This is a genomic window from Oligoflexus tunisiensis (assembly GCF_001748245.1).
Classification (GTDB): Bacteria; Bdellovibrionota_B; Oligoflexia; order Oligoflexales; family Oligoflexaceae; genus Oligoflexus; species Oligoflexus tunisiensis.
In genome coordinates this window covers 205,720-221,719 of the sequence record NZ_BDFO01000001.1, presented here as the reverse complement: position 1 = coordinate 221,719, position 16,000 = coordinate 205,720, and the positions used below count along the sequence as shown (strand labels likewise).

The following is a 16,000-nucleotide window of genomic DNA, read 5'->3' as shown; positions in this document are numbered from 1 at the left end:
CGTGTCAGAAGGTGAGAAAAACACGTTCGAATTTCGCTAAATCTCAGACTGGAACCACGCTGATCTTCTTGCGTTTCGAAGAAGTGCTGAATTCCACTTTTCCGTCAACCAGAGCGAAGAGAGTGTAGTCCTTGCCAGTTCCCACGTTGTTACCAGCATGGAAAGTGCTGCCAACTTGGCGTACGATAATACTGCCCGCCGTGACCAGTTCACCACCATAAACTTTCACGCCGCGATATTGAGGATTGGAGTCGCGGCCGTTTTTGGTACTACCGCCAGCTTTCTTGTGAGCCATGCTCGTTTACTCCTTGTTAGGGTCGCTTAGGAATTGATGCCGCTGATTTCAAGAACCGTGACCGGTTGCTTGTGACCGCGGGTGCGCTTGTAGTCTTTGCGGCGTTTGAATTTGCCGATCAGAACTTTCTTATTGAAGGTCTGGGTCTTCACCACAGCTTCAATGCTCGCACCGCTAACGAAAGGAGCTCCAACCGTAGTCTTGGCGCCTCCTACCAGCAAAATGTTAGAAAAGCTGACTTTGTCGCCTTCTTTTTTGCCTTCGAGAAAATCGACGGTAATTTGATCGCCTTGGCTTACACGGTACTGATGGCCGCCAGCTTGGAAAACGGCAAACATGAATATCTCCTTCCGATTCATCCGGGTTTAAACCACCCGAAAAGGTCTATCTATCGAGCTTAAGCCTATCCAAAGAATAGGGTTCTAGCGCTCTGAGGCTAGAGAGCGTCACATAATCTTAAATCAGCCCCTCTCTGTCAATAACAATTCACCTGAAATCCGCATGCGCGAAGCCCGCGGCGTATCCGGCACCAGGCAAATAGAGCCATCCAAAAGGATATATCTGCCGAGTCAGGAGATTCTGATCGCGCTAACCCATGAATTTGAGTGGTTCGCATTTGTGGCATGGTATGTGCTGTTCACTGGAGGAAAGCCAAATCGGTGTATCGGCATGCGAGAAGGAAACTTGAGTCGTGACAAATATCAACAGCAATGGTTTCACGAAAAGTTCGCGCGGATCGGATACCTGGACTGACAGTCTGCATGGTGGAGACCCCTCCCGACCTCAGGCCGCCATACCTGCAGACCCTGCGCGTTTAACGCAGAAAAGTCGATTTGCCGAGCATCTGGCCGCTCAAGCGCCCAAACCTGGCGCGGTGTCCCGTCCTGCCGCGCAACCGGCACGCTCTCAGCCTATGCATTCAACTCCCCGGGTTCCGTCCACACCGCACGAGCCGACGACGCCCGGACAACCCCCAAAAATTCAACCGCGACCTCAGCGCCATGAACCTACGCAGGCTCCGTGGAATCGCTCAGCCCCGGCCACGCGCCTGGCTGATTCCGAGCCGCGTTCCGTGGAACCCCCTACGCGCCCAAACGGCGTTCGCCCTGCCGCGGAGGCCGTGACCAGAAAAGCTTCAGCTTCCCATACTCCTGCGGAAACCGCGGACTCGCGTGTGAAGTCAGGCAGGCCTGAAGCTCCAGACACCATGGTAACAGATACGCCGCGAGACATGGAGTCGCCGCTCGAGCGGGAATCCAATGATGATTGGCGACTCCGCCTGCAGCAAATGCTGGCTATGGGCAGTCCGGAACTTTTCATGCAGCAAAACCCCGCTCTGGCCCTGCTCGCCGGGCGTCTTGAATTTGTGGAGCCGGCCGAAATTCCAGGCGTCGTGGCTCAAAGCCCACTGCTCCAATCAATACTAAGTCAGGCGCAAACCGCCGACGTCCTGCAGACAGCTCTGCCGCTTGAGCAGAATCTCCAGATGCTGGGAATTGCCCCGTCCCCTCTTGCGGCAAATTCTGCCGGGACCATGATGGCTGAAGGACAGACCGCGCAGCTTCAGACTACTCTCGGTGAAATTCTTGAGGCGCTCGTCTTTGATACAAAGCGCATCATGCAGGAAGGCGACCTTCTTAAGACCAATCTCGGCATCGAAGGACTCCAGTCCTATATGCAAAGAGCGGAACGCCTGCGCTCCACGCTCGGCCTCTCTGTGGAGTGGCCGACCCTGCCCTTGGCACCAGCGAACAACTCCACGGTCTCAAAGGCTTCTGTACCAGCTCAAACAGTGGACCCGGCACTTATCGCCCAGCTTTCCCGTCTGGCCCCACAAACCCGGACCATGGAAACCGTTCAGCTTTGGACAGAGAATCCTGAACGGAATGGACTGATGCCCTTGTCCGTTCTTGATGACGGCAGCGCCCCCATGTTTCTGAATCCCCTGGAAGGTTCACCCGAAGGCGTGGATCCCTTTGGTTTGGCAACAGCGGAATTGAACCCTGAAGCGCCTCTGCCACCGACCATGGACGAAGTTCCGCTGGTGATGAATGTGATGCCGCGCGCTCCGGCCGCGACCCAGGATCCTTTCCTGGCCATGGCTCAGCGTTGGAATACGGACACCTTGCAAACGCTGCGTCCCGAGGATTTTATGAACGCTGAAGCGGCTTCCGCGCCTCAGCCCATGCTCACTCTGCATGAACTTCTCAGTTCGCAGCTTATTCAGGCTCCGAATTACAACAATCCCATGGAAACCGCTGGTCTTGCCTCTCAGGACAACGCTTTATTCGATCTGAATACCCTGCAAACATCTCTTCTGGATCCGGGCTCCGCCGCTGGAGAACAGAGCGGTGATCCCTCCGGTCGCAACTCTGACTCTTCCTTTATGAGTCAGGACAGCAGCTCGCTCTTCGCTCCGTCCCAGGGTCCTGCGTCCTCCAACAAGGCTTTCAGTATTGAAACGGCCGCCGCTCCGCTGACGTCATCCGCTTCGGTTTCGCCGCAGCAGCTTCAGGATATCCTCGACAAATCTTCGATGCTGCTCAAGGAAGGCGGCGGTTCGATTCGTTTGGATCTTGGCAGCAAGGATATGGGGCCACTCGATCTGGCTCTCGACATCAGGGACAATACCGTCGAACTGCGCATCGTGACTCATTCCGATCAGGCCCGTGAAGCGCTGGTTCAGGAACTTCCGAAACTGCGTGAGTCCCTCCAGAATCAAAACCTGAATCTCGAAAAAGTCGAAATCGGACTGAACTACAGTTCCGCCTGGTCGCAGTCCTCGGGCCAGGGTCAGCAGAACCGCGAACAATTTTTTGAAAACACGAGCGAGAGCAGCTCGCGCGGACCGAACGGCATTCGCAGCACGTCCCGCAGCTACCGCCAGTCCTTTGTTTCCACCCCTGAAGCCAGGGTTCCTTTGCACAACGGTCTTATTCAAGTGAGGGTTTAATCGATGTCAGCTGCATCCGTTCAAAACCTGGTCTCCCCGCCGGTACCCCGCAGCAACATGCAGGATTTCAGCGCCGCTCAGGTCGAGGATCCCAGGGCTCCAGTCAGCACGACGAAGGATAAAACCGACTTCCGCACCTTGATCACCAACTCCATGGACGAGGTGATCAAGGAACGCAAGGCCAAGGAAAACGGCGATCTGTCCTCTGCGAAAACGGAGGCCGAGTTTCTGGAAAAACTCGCCGATCAAACCAAGGAGAAGCGGGTTCCCAAAAATGAACTCGGCAAGGACGATTTCCTCAAGCTCTTCGTCACCCAGCTGCAAAATCAGGACCCGCTGAACCCGGAAGCTGATACGGAAATGGCGGCCAAACTCGCTCAATTCAATGGCCTTGAGCAGATGCTGAACGTCAACAAATCCCTGGAAAAAATGCTGACGGAGCAGAACACCACACGCAACCTGCAGCTCGTCAACTATGTCGGCCGCGATGTGATCGTCGATGGCGGGCGCGTGCGGGTGACCGATGGCCAACCCACGCCAACGGAATACAAGGTGGAAAATGATGCGGCCCAATCGGTGCTTGAAGTTCGCAATGGCACCGGCGTGCTCGTGCATCAGATTGATCTTGGTCCCGTCAAAGCCGGCACGCATAAATTGAAGTGGGATGGCAAGGCCAGTGATGGCAAACCCATTCCGGATGGATCCTATACGCTGGCCATGACCGCCCGCGATCTGGACGGTAAGCCCGTGCCTGTGAATCTGACCAGCCGCGTGAAAGTCACCGGCATTGATATCAACAGTAAGGACGGTGGTCTCTTCTCCGATTTTGGCAAGATCAAATTCGAGCAGATTAAATCCGTGGGTCTGAGCGGCTATGATGCGAACATGGCTGATGCACCGATCCTGGCCCCACTGGCTGCAGCTGAAGCCAAGGCGCCTGCTGCAGCTCCTGGATCCGCTTCGGCCGCGGCATCCACTCCAAATGCTGATGGGCCAGTTCGTCCAGCATCCAAGGCCGCTCAAAAATCGAATCCATCGGCCGTCAGTGAGGATCTCGACCGCATGATGGCTGAGGGCCGCCTGAAGCTGCCAGGAAAAGCGGAGGAAGCTTCAGCCAGGCGGTCTCCGGCAGAATCTTCGAAAAAATCCATTGACCAACAAAGGACCGCATCCGCTACACTGGATAGGAACTCCCCGGAAACAACCAAACCATCCAAGCCGGCACCTGCTCGGGATTTGCCAGAGTCCACAGCTGCCGTGCCGTAAAAGGCAGGAGCGGACTGCATATGGTTCGAATCAGTTTTCTATTTCTCATGGCGTTGCTGCCTGCCTGTAAAACCAGCTCCACCTCCACAACGATGGCGGCAGCCAAGACTCCCGATCTCGCCGCGGCCGCGTCGGTGACTGCTGCCGGGTCGCTGGATGAATGCGACAATTTACAGGACGAATGCCCCACCGAGGAACGCAACCTTCCCTATCAATGTGTCGCCTATCGCCTGGCCGGAAAATTGCTTTGGCAGGAGGAGCGGGTTTATGCCTGGGGACCGAGTCTCTGCCAGGCGCGACAGGGTCTACGGGCTGAGGCCTGTGCCCGCAAACTGAGCCCGGCTGCTTTGGGAGGTATTCACTGCGGACCCGACGCCACCGCTGAGTCCTGTCCGGTTGTCCGCAAGAATTGTCCCAAGCAGGGAAAAGCTGCTCGCTGTGTGGCACGACGCTACAAAGATCAGGACATTCCATGGAGTGAACGACCCATGGCCTGGGCTGCGAATGAATGCAACGCGCGGGAGTTGATGCTGGTCTCCGCCTGTCAGCGCGGCCTGAATCCCAATGATTTGGGCGATATCAGCTGCATCGCCGATCCCGCACCGGGTGCCTGTCCACCGACCGCACCGGCCTGTGATGACACGACAGCCGTGCCCACTGTCTGTCAGGTGAGCACGATCGGTGACATCACCTTGAAAAAGCCCTGGACCGCGGAAGGTGTCACGGCTTGCGAGGCTCAACACAGGCTGAAGGAATTGGCCTGTCGCTTTGCAGATGGAGCAAAAAAGTTGACTCCCGAGCAGCTCGGAAGTATGCAATGTCGAAGTCTAATGGACCAGCCCTGACGGGAGATGATCATGCGCCGCATGTTTTGGATTTTACTTTTTTGTTCGCAAACCCTGCTGGCTCAAGGCAAGGCTCTCATCGTCTTTGACAAGGGCGAGGTTTCACCCGGGGTGGCCAGTTCCGTGGAAAAATCCGGCCAGGGTCAATACCGGCTGAAAATCCCCAGCAAATCCGGTGTCCCAAGTCCCGAAAAAATTCGCCAGCAGCTTGAAAAGGAATTGAAGTTTCCAGGACTCAAGGTCAGCACGCAGGCCGACCAGGTGATCATTCATTTTCAGGGGCCTGACACCCCTCTTCTGCAGGCTCTGTCCCGTATCGAAGTGCAGCCCTGATCAGCCAATCACTTCATAAGGGGATTCCTTCAGCATGGAGCTGCGCAGGGTGGTGGACTCCATGACCAGTTCGATGTCGTACTTCTCCTGAAGCACATTGAACAGCGGCCGCTCCTCATTCAGCAGCATATCCTGAACATCATCACGCACACGCACCCGAATGGACTTCTGGCCCGTACGAATGTGAAAGCGTTCAACATCACGCACCATTTCATAAACCAGCGATTCGCGACTCTGGGTCCGTCCCCAGCCATCGCAATGCGCGCAATCCACGGTCATGACACGTTCCAGGGATTCCCGCGTGCGTTTGCGCGTCATCTGCACAAGTCCGAGTTCATTGATCGCCAGCACATTGGTCCGTGACTTGTCCGCTTTCAAGGCCTCCTGCAAGGCTTCGTTGACTTTCTGCTGATCGGCGTAACTTTCCATATCGATGAAATCGATCACGATAATGCCGCCGAGGTTGCGAATGCGAAGCTGATGCACCACCTCTTCGATGGCTTCCAGATTGGTCTTCAGGATCGTATCCTGGGCATTGAGCGAACCCACGAATTTCCCGGTGTTCACGTCAAACGAGGTCAAGGCCTCGGTCTGATCGATCACCAGGTAACCACCGGATGGCAGCCACACCTTGCGCGACAGGGCGGTGGCAATTTCCATCTCCAGACCGAAATGATCAAAGATGAGATCCGGTCCTTGAAAAAGTTTCAGCTTGTCATGTGCGGAGGGAATGGAATCCTGCAGGAAGTGCCGGAGCTGCTCATAGACCTGAACATCATCGACCACGATTTCCGCCACGTCCTCGCTGTAAAGATCGCGGGTGGTTTTCAAAACCAGATCAGGCTCCTGATAGAGTAGCGAGGGAGCTGAGCTTTTGATCCGACGTTCCTGAACGCCCTCCCAGACTTTCAAAAGATAATCGAGATCCTTCTTCAGATGCTCGGGTGGTGCTTCGAGAGCCGCCGTGCGAATGATCAACCCCATCTCCGGGGGACGCATGGCCTCCACTTCCGCCAGCAGTTTCTGGCGAACCGCTTCATCTTCAATCCGCCGGGAAATGCCCAGACTGTTGAATTCAGGCATCAGAACCAGATAACGCCCGGGAATGGTGGCCACCATCGTGACACGCGGACCTTTGGTTCCAAGCGGCTCCTTCGCCACCTGAACGATGATCTCCTGGCCCTCGCGCAGCACCTTTTCGATCGGCGTGCGATTGTTGCTTTCGCGCGGATCCTGCCCCTGATTCTGACTTTTGACCGCGGCAATGTAATCAGGATCGACGACGTCACCGCCGTAGAGAAAAGCCGAGCGATCCGCGCCAATATTCACGAACGCGGACTGCATGCCGGGCAGCACCCGACTGACCTTGGCCTTATAGATGTTGCCGACCATGCCACGCTTGTGCGTCCGCTCCACATAAAGTTCGGCCAGTCGATCGCCCTCGACCAGCCCGACGCGGGTTTCTGAAACACTGCTGTTGATGATAAGCCTTTTGGGCATTGGATTGCGCATATATCGTGTCTTCCCGAGGCCTGGGCCCCTGAATTGTTAGCGGCGTACGTTTCGCGTGTCGGCTTGAATCGCTTGCAGAATGCGCTCTGTGGCCCCTCTATGCCGGATGATGGCTTCATAAAGCCGCTTATGCGGAGGGTGCCCCTCCCAATGCAGCCCCTGGACCCACTCCAGAAATTCCTGTCCGGAATGAATCACCTTCACAAGTCCCTCCGCCACCAGCTGGCGGGCTTCCTGACTTGTATGGTAGCGCGGGCCAAAACAAACAAACAGGCCCTGACAGGCTGGCTCCAACACATTGTGGACGCGATGATGCAGAGCGCCTCCAACCCAGGCTATATCAGCCAGTGCATACAATTCGGGAAGGAGTCCGATCATGTCGACGAGGAGAACATTATCACCTGCTCCTGCTGCCGCCAAGCCAGCCGCCTGGGCGCGACAAACCCGCAGCTGCCTGGACTCAAGGCTTGCCTGCATTTTCCCCGCCATGGTCGCACTGATGTCATGGGGTGCCACAATGAGTTTCAGCTGGGGAAAATGAGCCTGGAGGGCGGGATAAACGTCCAGGAGCGTATCCAGATCCTGAGGCCAGGCGCTGCCGAGGATCAGCAGGGGCCCGCTGCTCAGGAAGGCCGCCAGCTGTTCACGAAGCTGGCGCCGTTTATCTTCCCTTTGTTCCAAGCGTTCGAGGACCCGATCATACTTCGTATCCCCCACCTGCGGAATGCAAGGGGTGGGGCGTTGCAGGAGATCGGCATAGAAGGCCTGATCCTCGAGACCCACCGTAAAAACCTGACGACAGAGACGCACCAGGGCACGCCGCAGACTGCGCGCCAGACTTTTTTTCACAAGGCCTGGCGACCGCACCGCATCGATCAGATAAACCGGCGCGTGCGCCCGAGCCTTGAGCAGAAAACCAGGCCAGAGTTCATAGCGCACGACCACAAAGGCCTCGGGCCGCAGGACAGCAAAAAGCCTCTGCCAGGCGCGTGGCGCATCCCAGGGCGCCATGATAAAAGGCACGGATTCATTCTGAGCCAGAGCAAAGCGCTTGCCGGAATAGGAGACGAGGATCAAAAAGACGAAGGTGTCACCCTGCTTTTGCAGACGATCCATCAGAGGCTTGGCCTGTTCATATTCACCGGCCGAGGAGCAGAAAAAAACCATGGCCTGAGGAAAACGCTGCCGCTCTGCGGCGATTTTTTGCAGTCCGGCGTCCGTGAGCTGCCGCCCCTCCAGTTGCGGGCGCAGGGCCGGAATGAGTTTCAGCAAGGGCACAAGCACCCGGATCAGAAACTGCCAGAACAGTTCATAAACGCCGAGAGCCAGGTTTGAAAAGAATTCAGTTTGGGCCATTCCCGACATTTCGCTTCAGCAGGGTTTTCAGATGTTCGACGATATGTGCCGGCTGAATCAGACCAAAACAAAGCTTATCTCCATAACGACAATCCGTCTGTCCATGCTTCGAACAGGGGCGACAGCCGAGCAGCGAGGAGAAGGCCTTGCTCTCCGGACGCCAGGGTGGAAAGCCGAAGGCCTCGACCGTGGGACCAAACAGCGCCGCCACCGGGGTGCCGACCGCCTCAGCAATATGCAAAAGACCGGAGTCATTGCAAAGCAGTCCATCCGAGTCCTTCAAAGCCAGCGCGGTTTCCCAAAGACTCAATTTGCCGGCCAGATTGAGAACCGGTCCAGGCCAGTCGATGCTATCCAGAATATTCAATGCGCAGTCGCGATCCTTGTCGTTGCCCACAAAACAAAGACCAAAGGTCTGATCGCGCATAACCGGATCCTGGCGCCGGTGTCGGTTAAGAAGCTCCAGCGTATCGCGCAATAGATTCAGCGGGGCTTTCTTGGCTTCGTGGGCCGCTCCCGGCGCCACGGCCAGCCAGTGACCGAATTTCAATTCCTTCTGCCAGGGTTTTTGTCCGGGATCATGAGCGGTCGGCAGCAGAGGGTAGGCTTTGATCTTGTCGAGGCCATCGAGCATTTCCACCGGCAGATGCATTTCCAGAGCCTGCTTCAAAGCCTCCGTCATCATATTGAACTGATGCTGGGACGTGGAAACATAGGATTCGGGCAGAGCCCGCCGGCGCCCGCGCAGACGTGAACTGATGGTCATGGTCCCGCGATCGATGGTTCTCTTATAACAAACATAACTCGGAATTTTGTAATCGCGCTTCAGCGAGCGGCAGAGGAGCTGGGAGCGCAGATTGGTCTGGAGATCCACCACGAAGTGGATATCCCTGAGCTCGTGCAGAACCTTTTCCTGATAGTTGGTAATATCCGGATCGACTTCCACCGTCTTAATTTCAGGAAAAGCGCTGCCTATGAGTTGCAGGGCAGGTTTGCGACCCACCCAGGTGATTTGAACCGGCGTCGGGATCTGACGCAAAAGATCCACGCAGGCCGTTGCCAGCACCACGTCCCCAATACTGGTGGAGCGGTAGAGAGCCAGCTTCATAACGGGCGATGTGGCCGACGGAGTAAACACGGCGTCCCTTTCTCACAAAATCGATTTCAAGGCGCACGTTCGCCAAGGATCGGCAAGATACCAGATACTGAGGTTTCATTCTAACCCGTAAATCAAGCGTACAGCATGAAAAAACGCTTGTTTGCTCAAATGTTCCATGCGCCCGGCGGATTTTTCCCAGCCCTGCCATTTGTCAGTGAAAGTCAAAGTGGTATAATAGAGCCGAGGTGGAGAATCATCCCGCCCACCGTTTGGGGGATCTTCCGTGACTCAAAAAAGCCTGGAAGCAAAAGAGAAAGCTGGCAACCGGCGGCGCAGCGTGCGGAAGCGTTATCTCAATATCATTTACTTCATCGATTCCAAGCGGACGCACACTCTTAAATTCAGCATCAAAACAGGCTACCTGACGGTCGGTACGTTGGGTCTTCTGGTCAGCTGGTCCCTGGTGGCCAGTCTGCTGCTCGTTCGCGAGCATGGTCTGAACAAGGAACTTCGCGCCCGCAGCCGCAATCTTCTGTCGGTGATTTTCAATTATCAGACGCGTTATGATCAGGTTTATGAAAAAGCCTATCCCAACGATGGACATCCTCTGCATCCGTCTGAAAAGGCTTCGGAGCAACAGGTCGCAGAAGCACCCGAAGAACAGCCGAAACCCCAGGCGGCGCAGCCTGTGATTCGTCCTGCAGCACCCAATCTGGCGGCCAAGGCGTTTCCTCCAAGCCCGGCTCCTGCTGCAGCGAAACCCGTTCCCGAGCCCCAGGGAAAAGTTGCCGCCAAGGCCCCGGAAGGGGTACCAACCATCGCGATCGAAAATTTCTCAAGTGCCATTCATAATGAAATACTGACCGTTCGATTCTCGCTGAAGAATACCAACAAGGGCAGCAAGGCTTCCGGCACCGTGACCGCACAGGCCCGGTTTTTTGAAAACGGCAAGGAAGGGATCTGGCTGGAAACTCAGGCTGAGGCCAACGACAATTCCGGGGATGCCGACGATCAGGAGGATTCAGGCTCGGATCAGCATTTCAACATCCGATACTATAAGAACAAAGTTTACCATTTCGCCAGTCCCGCCAAACGAAAGGGACTTTTCACGGCGGTGAAAATCACGGTGAAGGACGACCAGGGTCGCGTCAAGGATTTCGCCTTCCCTCTGACCAAGGAACCCAAGGTTAAGCAAACCCGTCTGGGTTCTGAAGACAAGGACTCTGTGGACAACACCGTCACGCAATAAATGAGCGTCATTCAACCTTTCGATCCGCGTCAGCCCCTCGTCGGTGACCTGCCCCTTTGCTACAATGAAAGCAGGAATTTTTTGCTTACGAGGGGGTATTCATGAGTCGGTTGAACCGCACTCTTGGTCTTTTATTGGGTCTTTTGCTGCTGGCTCCGGGCCTTCAAAGCTGCCGATTTTTCAAGGCGGAAGCCACCTTTTCCATTCGCGTGACGGATGGCGCCGGGGAGCCCATCCCGGGGGCCCAGATCTCCATCCAAAAGCAGCTCGCAGGTCAAACCAACGACCGGGGCCAGGCCACGATCAGCCTGGAATTGCCTGTGGATGAAGCCGCTCTGGTCGAAATCAACAAGCCCAGCTCCCAGCTGTTTTATGCGCCTTACTTTGAAACGGTGCGCATCAGCAAAGGCGAGCTGAATCATTTCAAACTTCAGGCCACCCTTTACGCGGTTCCCAAAAATGTTCCTGAGCCTCCGACCCCTGCCGCGGAAACCCTGGAGACCAAAACAGCTGAAGCGGAACCGCAGCCGGAATCAGCTCAGCCGACGGACGTGGCCCTTCCCAGCGAGGATCCTGGACTCATCTCCGCTCTGCAGACGGTCAACGGCGAAAATCCCGGCACATTCCCCCACGAAATGGAGCCCTTTGATCCCGAGCTGTCCGCGCAGAAGGCTGCCAACACTCTTTTGGAAAACGCCGAGCAAAGTTCCAGGCTCATCACATTCTATACCGCGAGCGGCCGGGAAAACGTCAGTGATGCTCACATCCTTTATGGTGACCCTGAGCGTGGGCAATGGCTGGACGGATGCAGCACCAATGCACGTGGCCGCTGCTCGCTGACCCTGCCAGCCAGCTTTGCCACCGACAATGTTCATATTCTGGTCCGCGCCCTCGGCTTTCAACCCCAGACCAAAATCATTTCGCTGGCTCATGGCGACAAGGTGCGCATCGATCTGATCCGCGGCCAGGCCATGGAGGTTTTCGCTCTGCAAAAAAGCTACAAGGCCATTCGTGGCCTGCATGATGTCAGCATCAAAATAGGCGACAGGGAACTCGGTCGCACGGACAGTTTCGGCTATTTTGCGCATAACTTCGCGCAAAAACCAGCAGACGGGACGGCCATCACGCTCGAGGCTTCGGGCCAGCTGCCGGCCCGCGCCAGCCAGGTTCTGAGCAGCAACGGCCCCTGGACCATCGTCCAGGGTTTCTCCAGCCGTACACCGGCACGGGCCCGTCTGCTGCTTTTGCCTTTGAGAATTCAAAACTCCGGCAGTGAAACACCGGATGCCGGCGCCATCACCAGCTGGGATAAAGTCATTCAGGAAGGCATTCGACAGAATCTCATCAATCAACCGCCCTTTATCGAAGCCGACTGGGAACGCGTGTCCCAGGTTCTCGACCGCAATGGCCTCAGCCTTCAGCAGATCGGTCGTCAGGGCTGGAATCAGCCTGATCTTGTTGCTGAGTTTGAATGGGCTCTTCGCCCCACCCTGATCCTGGGCCCGGCCTCATCCCTGGAGCTCAGTCTCATCAATGCCGATGGTCGCGTGATCGCCGCCTCCCTGCAGCGTCTGACCGCACGTCCGGATTCCAAGGTCATGCGTGCCATGTTCCATCAAGCCAGCCTTGAACTCAGCAACTGGCTTCCTTTTGAAGGCAGTCTCGTCGATGCTGAGAAGGACGGCTTTCGCATCAATCTCAGTCAGCAGACCGGCCACACGCTGAAGGTGGGCGAAACCCTCCGCCTTCATGGGCTCCAGGACGATGCCGCCGGATCCCAGCCCGGCTGGAGCGATATCGGCTCGGCGCAAATCACGGGTCTCAGCGAAGGCTTCAGCCGGGTTCGCATTACGGAGCTCAAGCCACGCGCGACGGCCAGCGTCGGGCAGATTGTGGCCCTGCAACGCCAGCCCGAGGGTGGGGACAAATACATCACCATCACCGATGTAGCGGATAAAAGACCGCTCGCTCAGGTAAACCTTTATCTTCAGGATCGCTGGATCGGCACCACCGATCGCCAGGGCATCGCCCGCCTGAGTCGGTTCGCTGCCAGCCGTCGTGGGGTTCTGACTGCCGTGCGCACCGGCTATCGGCTGCATCAGGGCGATTTCATCTGGACAGAAGGTCAGGACAAGGCCATCGCGCTCCAGCGCTCCTCGATTCCCATTCGCATCGAAACCGATCCCAGCAATGCCCAGATCAAGCTGAACGGTCGCCTCATCGGTCGCAGCCCGCTCTATCAAAGCATTGACATTCCCGGTCCCACCGCCCAAATCGAGATCACATTGAACGAGGAATACAAACCCATCAACCAGGTGGTGAGTTTTGATGAGGAAGGGCTCGACTGGAGCGGACCCCGCGCGGTGCACCTGGAAAAGGATTTGCGCCGTGAAGCCAGACTCCTCATTCAGGCCGGTCGGCTGAATGAGGCGATCAACCTGCTGGACGCGCTGCCCCAGTCCCATCCGGATTATCTGCTCGTGCAGCATGAACTCGGTGACATCCATCTGAACCAGAGCCAGGATCCCATCCGCGCGGCAGCCGCGTTCCATCGGGTCACGAGCCGTCCGGAGGTGGCCAACTTCGTCGACAAGCGCTTCATCGGCACGCATATCAATGAGGCCATCGCCATCTATCACATCGGCGAGAAGCTCAAGGAGACGGATCAGGCGGCTGCCATCAGCTCCTGGAAAAAAACCAGGGACATTCTCGATCTCTGCGAAAACCAGCTGCGTTTCATTCCTGATGAGCAGTATACCCAGGCCGTTCACAGCCTGTCCTACTATCGCGCCCTGAGCCTGCATCGCATCTGGGGTCTGACGCAGCGTGGCGAGGATTTGAAGAATGCCCATGAATCCTGGAAGAAATACATCGAGTCGACAGCTCTGGCCACACCCGCAGACAAGCACTATAGCCTTCTGAAAAAGGCTGAAGTCTTTTATCGGCAAACGCAGGGCCTGAGTGAACCCACGGGGCAGGCGCAAACGAACAAGGCTTCACCCACCACGGCCATGTGAGGGTCCATCATGAGCGAGACGACAGAGAAGAAGAAGACCGACTCCATCGAGGACAAAACCGCGGCCAAGATCGAAGCCTACCTGCAGGGGCCGCGGAAAAAGCGCAAAAACTATGTGATTTTTGCTCTCGGCGATCGCTTCGACAAGGATCTGTCCTTTGCCATGGAAAGCTTCGTGAAGAAGGAGTACCCTCATCTGGCCATCTCCTCGCCACGCACGCCGGATGAATTAACAAGACAGTTCGGCCGCAATATTTCCCTTCTGGTGATCAATGACGAGTTCACGGAAAAACCAGCCGTGATGAACCTCATACGTGCCCTCAAAGAGAAGCGCCGCAACGAAACCATTCCGGTTCTCTTCCTCACCCGCGATGCGGATGACCTCGTGCGGATCTATCACAAGGAGCTTCTGCTCTATCATGAATCCGACGAGTACATCGTCTATCCCGGCAACCCTCGGCATCAGATCACAGCTCGCATCAAGGCCGGCATCGACAATCAAAATCACCGCCGCAGCCGGCGCTACGCCGTCAACCTTCCCATCACGATATTTCATCTGAACAAGGACGACATGCTCGAAGGCCGTATCGTGGACCTCAGCATGCATGGAGCTCTGGTCACGGCTGAAAAGGATATGATCTTTCGTCCTGGCGATCAGGTCAAAATCAGTGTCCCGATCCATGAGTTCATTCAGTACAAGTTCGGCGACTTCATCAAGATCTCGGCCAAGGTCCGGCGGGTTTTTATTTCCGGCAACAAGGTGGCCATTTCCTTCGAACATGTCACCGAAAACCAGGGTCACCTGATCGGCCAACTGCTTTTGTCCATAGTCAGCAAACAGTTTGCGCGGCAGACCACTCGTTTGAAGTCACAGTTTGCAACGCAGTCAGGCGAGAAACGCCGTTAATTTCTGATTTTCCCTGATTATCCCGAACAACTTGTCTGGACAGACGCAGAAATACGCATTAATCCGGAGGTGGCGCCTTGCGCGCCTCCCATCCGCTTTCAGTCGACAAGGCGCAGTAACCATGCAAACCCGGCAGATGAAACATATCCTGGTCAAACTACTCCGGTGGCTGACGCATCCCATTTTTGTGTTTGTCGCCCTGCAAATCGTCTGGCTGACCATGATCATCCTCTGGGTTGTCTGGTTCATGAGCCAGCAGGAAACCCTGACCAAGCTCAGCAGCATTATCGGCTCCACCTCAACCATCAGCCCCACCACCGGCATTTTCACGCTGGTGATCGGCTGCGTTCTGCTCGGCATTTTCCTCGTGGGAACCGTCGTGCTCTTTGTCTTCACCCAGATTCAGAGTAGCCTGATTTCCCAGCAGAAATCCTTTGTCTCGAGCGTGACACACGAGCTGCGTTCGCCCCTTTCGAGCCTCCAGCTGAGCTTTGAGACGCTGCAAAGGCATCAGCTTCCCGAAAGCATCCGGCTCAAGATATTTTCGATGGTCGAAAAGGATTTGGAACGCCTTTCGCAGCTTGTGGAACGGATTTTGATCGCGGGCCGGCTGGATCGCGGCATCATCGACTATAAAAACCAGCAGGACGAAATTCCGCTGCGGGAGCTGATTCAACATGTCGCGGATCAGCAGCGCCATATGGATGACAGTTTGCCGCAAAGACTGAAAATCGGCTGCAGTCCGGACCTTGTGATCGGGGCCTCGCGACTGGCTCTGACGATCGTGCTCGGCAATCTTTTGGAGAATGCCCTGAAATACTCCCCGGTCGGTGCTCCAATCCGGGTCCAGGTATCGATCCAGGAATACGAACTCTGGATCACCGTCGAAGACGCCGGAATTGGTTTGACCTCCTCGGAGCAACGAAAGATCTTCCGCATGTTCCATCGTTCGCCGCGAGCGCAGAAGGCGGCCGTCCCGGGCACAGGTCTCGGGCTTTATATTGTGAAATCCGTGGTCAACTCCATGGGGGGACGCATTTGGGTCCAAAGCGAAGGGATTGGCAAAGGATCGCGCTTTACCGTGGCTCTGTCCCGTGAATGCATCTTGGCTTCCTGAGTCGCAAGGATTAAGGTGGACCCCTGCAAATGGATCACAGCCTGGGGTATGG

13 protein-coding genes are annotated in these 16,000 nt (G+C 56.1%); 8 read left to right on the top strand and 5 right to left on the bottom strand.

Annotated elements, in window-relative coordinates:
- Nucleotides 1-43 precede the first annotated feature (43 nt).
- Nucleotides 44-295, bottom strand: a complete 252-nt coding sequence (gene rpmA / locus OLTU_RS00980) for a 50S ribosomal protein L27 (protein ID WP_141730893.1) — start codon at nt 293-295, stop codon at nt 44-46.
- Between the two features lie 26 nt (nt 296-321).
- The gene (gene rplU, locus OLTU_RS00975) at nt 322-633 is read right to left on the bottom strand and encodes a 50S ribosomal protein L21 (RefSeq protein ID WP_141730892.1); all 312 of its coding nucleotides are present in this window, start codon (nt 631-633) and stop codon (nt 322-324) included.
- A 353-nt stretch (nt 634-986) separates the two neighbouring features.
- Between rplU and OLTU_RS00970 the strand changes: the two genes are divergently transcribed.
- From OLTU_RS00970 to OLTU_RS00955, 4 genes are read left to right on the top strand one after another with little or no spacing between them, the layout of a single operon-like run.
- Nucleotides 987-3,248, top strand: a complete 2,262-nt coding sequence (locus OLTU_RS00970) for a flagellar hook-length control protein FliK (RefSeq protein ID WP_141730891.1) — start codon at nt 987-989, stop codon at nt 3,246-3,248.
- A gap of 3 nt (nt 3,249-3,251) precedes the next feature.
- Nucleotides 3,252-4,514, top strand: coding sequence for a flagellar hook assembly protein FlgD (locus OLTU_RS00965; protein WP_141730890.1), 1,263 nt, complete (start codon nt 3,252-3,254; stop codon nt 4,512-4,514).
- 20 nt (nt 4,515-4,534) lie between these two features.
- Entirely contained in the window at nt 4,535-5,359 is an 825-nt protein-coding gene (locus OLTU_RS00960) for a hypothetical protein (protein ID WP_141730889.1), read from the top strand.
- Nucleotides 5,360-5,371: 12 nt separating this feature from the next.
- Entirely contained in the window at nt 5,372-5,692 is a 321-nt protein-coding gene (locus OLTU_RS00955) for a hypothetical protein (protein ID WP_141730888.1), read from the top strand.
- On the opposite strand, the gene OLTU_RS00950 is transcribed toward OLTU_RS00955, so the two are convergent.
- The 3 genes from OLTU_RS00950 to OLTU_RS00940 are packed head-to-tail and all read right to left on the bottom strand — an operon-like array spanning nt 5,693 to nt 9,698.
- Nucleotides 5,693-7,192 carry an Rne/Rng family ribonuclease gene (locus OLTU_RS00950; RefSeq protein WP_218109766.1) on the bottom strand — a complete coding sequence of 500 codons (1,500 nt, stop codon included), beginning with the start codon at nt 7,190-7,192 and terminating at the stop codon, nt 5,693-5,695.
- A 48-nt stretch (nt 7,193-7,240) separates the two neighbouring features.
- Nucleotides 7,241-8,560 carry a 3-deoxy-D-manno-octulosonic acid transferase gene (locus OLTU_RS00945; protein ID WP_176736224.1) on the bottom strand — a complete coding sequence of 440 codons (1,320 nt, stop codon included), beginning with the start codon at nt 8,558-8,560 and terminating at the stop codon, nt 7,241-7,243.
- Nucleotides 8,547-9,698, bottom strand: coding sequence for a glycosyltransferase family 9 protein (locus tag OLTU_RS00940; protein WP_141730885.1), 1,152 nt, complete (start codon nt 9,696-9,698; stop codon nt 8,547-8,549). Before OLTU_RS00940 ends, OLTU_RS00945 begins: the two co-directional genes overlap by 14 nt.
- A 244-nt stretch (nt 9,699-9,942) precedes the next feature.
- Between OLTU_RS00940 and OLTU_RS00935 the strand changes: the two genes are divergently transcribed.
- The 4 genes from OLTU_RS00935 (at nt 9,943) to OLTU_RS00920 (ending at nt 15,948) form a co-directional block, all read left to right on the top strand.
- Nucleotides 9,943-10,908: a hypothetical protein gene (locus tag OLTU_RS00935; RefSeq protein WP_141730884.1), complete on the top strand. Its 966-nt coding sequence runs from the start codon at nt 9,943-9,945 to the stop codon at nt 10,906-10,908.
- Nucleotides 10,909-11,009: 101 nt separating this feature from the next.
- Entirely contained in the window at nt 11,010-13,925 is a 2,916-nt protein-coding gene (locus tag OLTU_RS00930) for a PEGA domain-containing protein (RefSeq protein WP_141730883.1), read from the top strand.
- A gap of 9 nt (nt 13,926-13,934) precedes the next feature.
- Entirely contained in the window at nt 13,935-14,831 is an 897-nt protein-coding gene (locus OLTU_RS00925; protein ID WP_141730882.1) for a PilZ domain-containing protein, read from the top strand.
- Between the two features lie 121 nt (nt 14,832-14,952).
- Entirely contained in the window at nt 14,953-15,948 is a 996-nt protein-coding gene (locus OLTU_RS00920; RefSeq protein ID WP_141730881.1) for a sensor histidine kinase, read from the top strand.
- Nucleotides 15,949-16,000 lie beyond the last annotated feature (52 nt).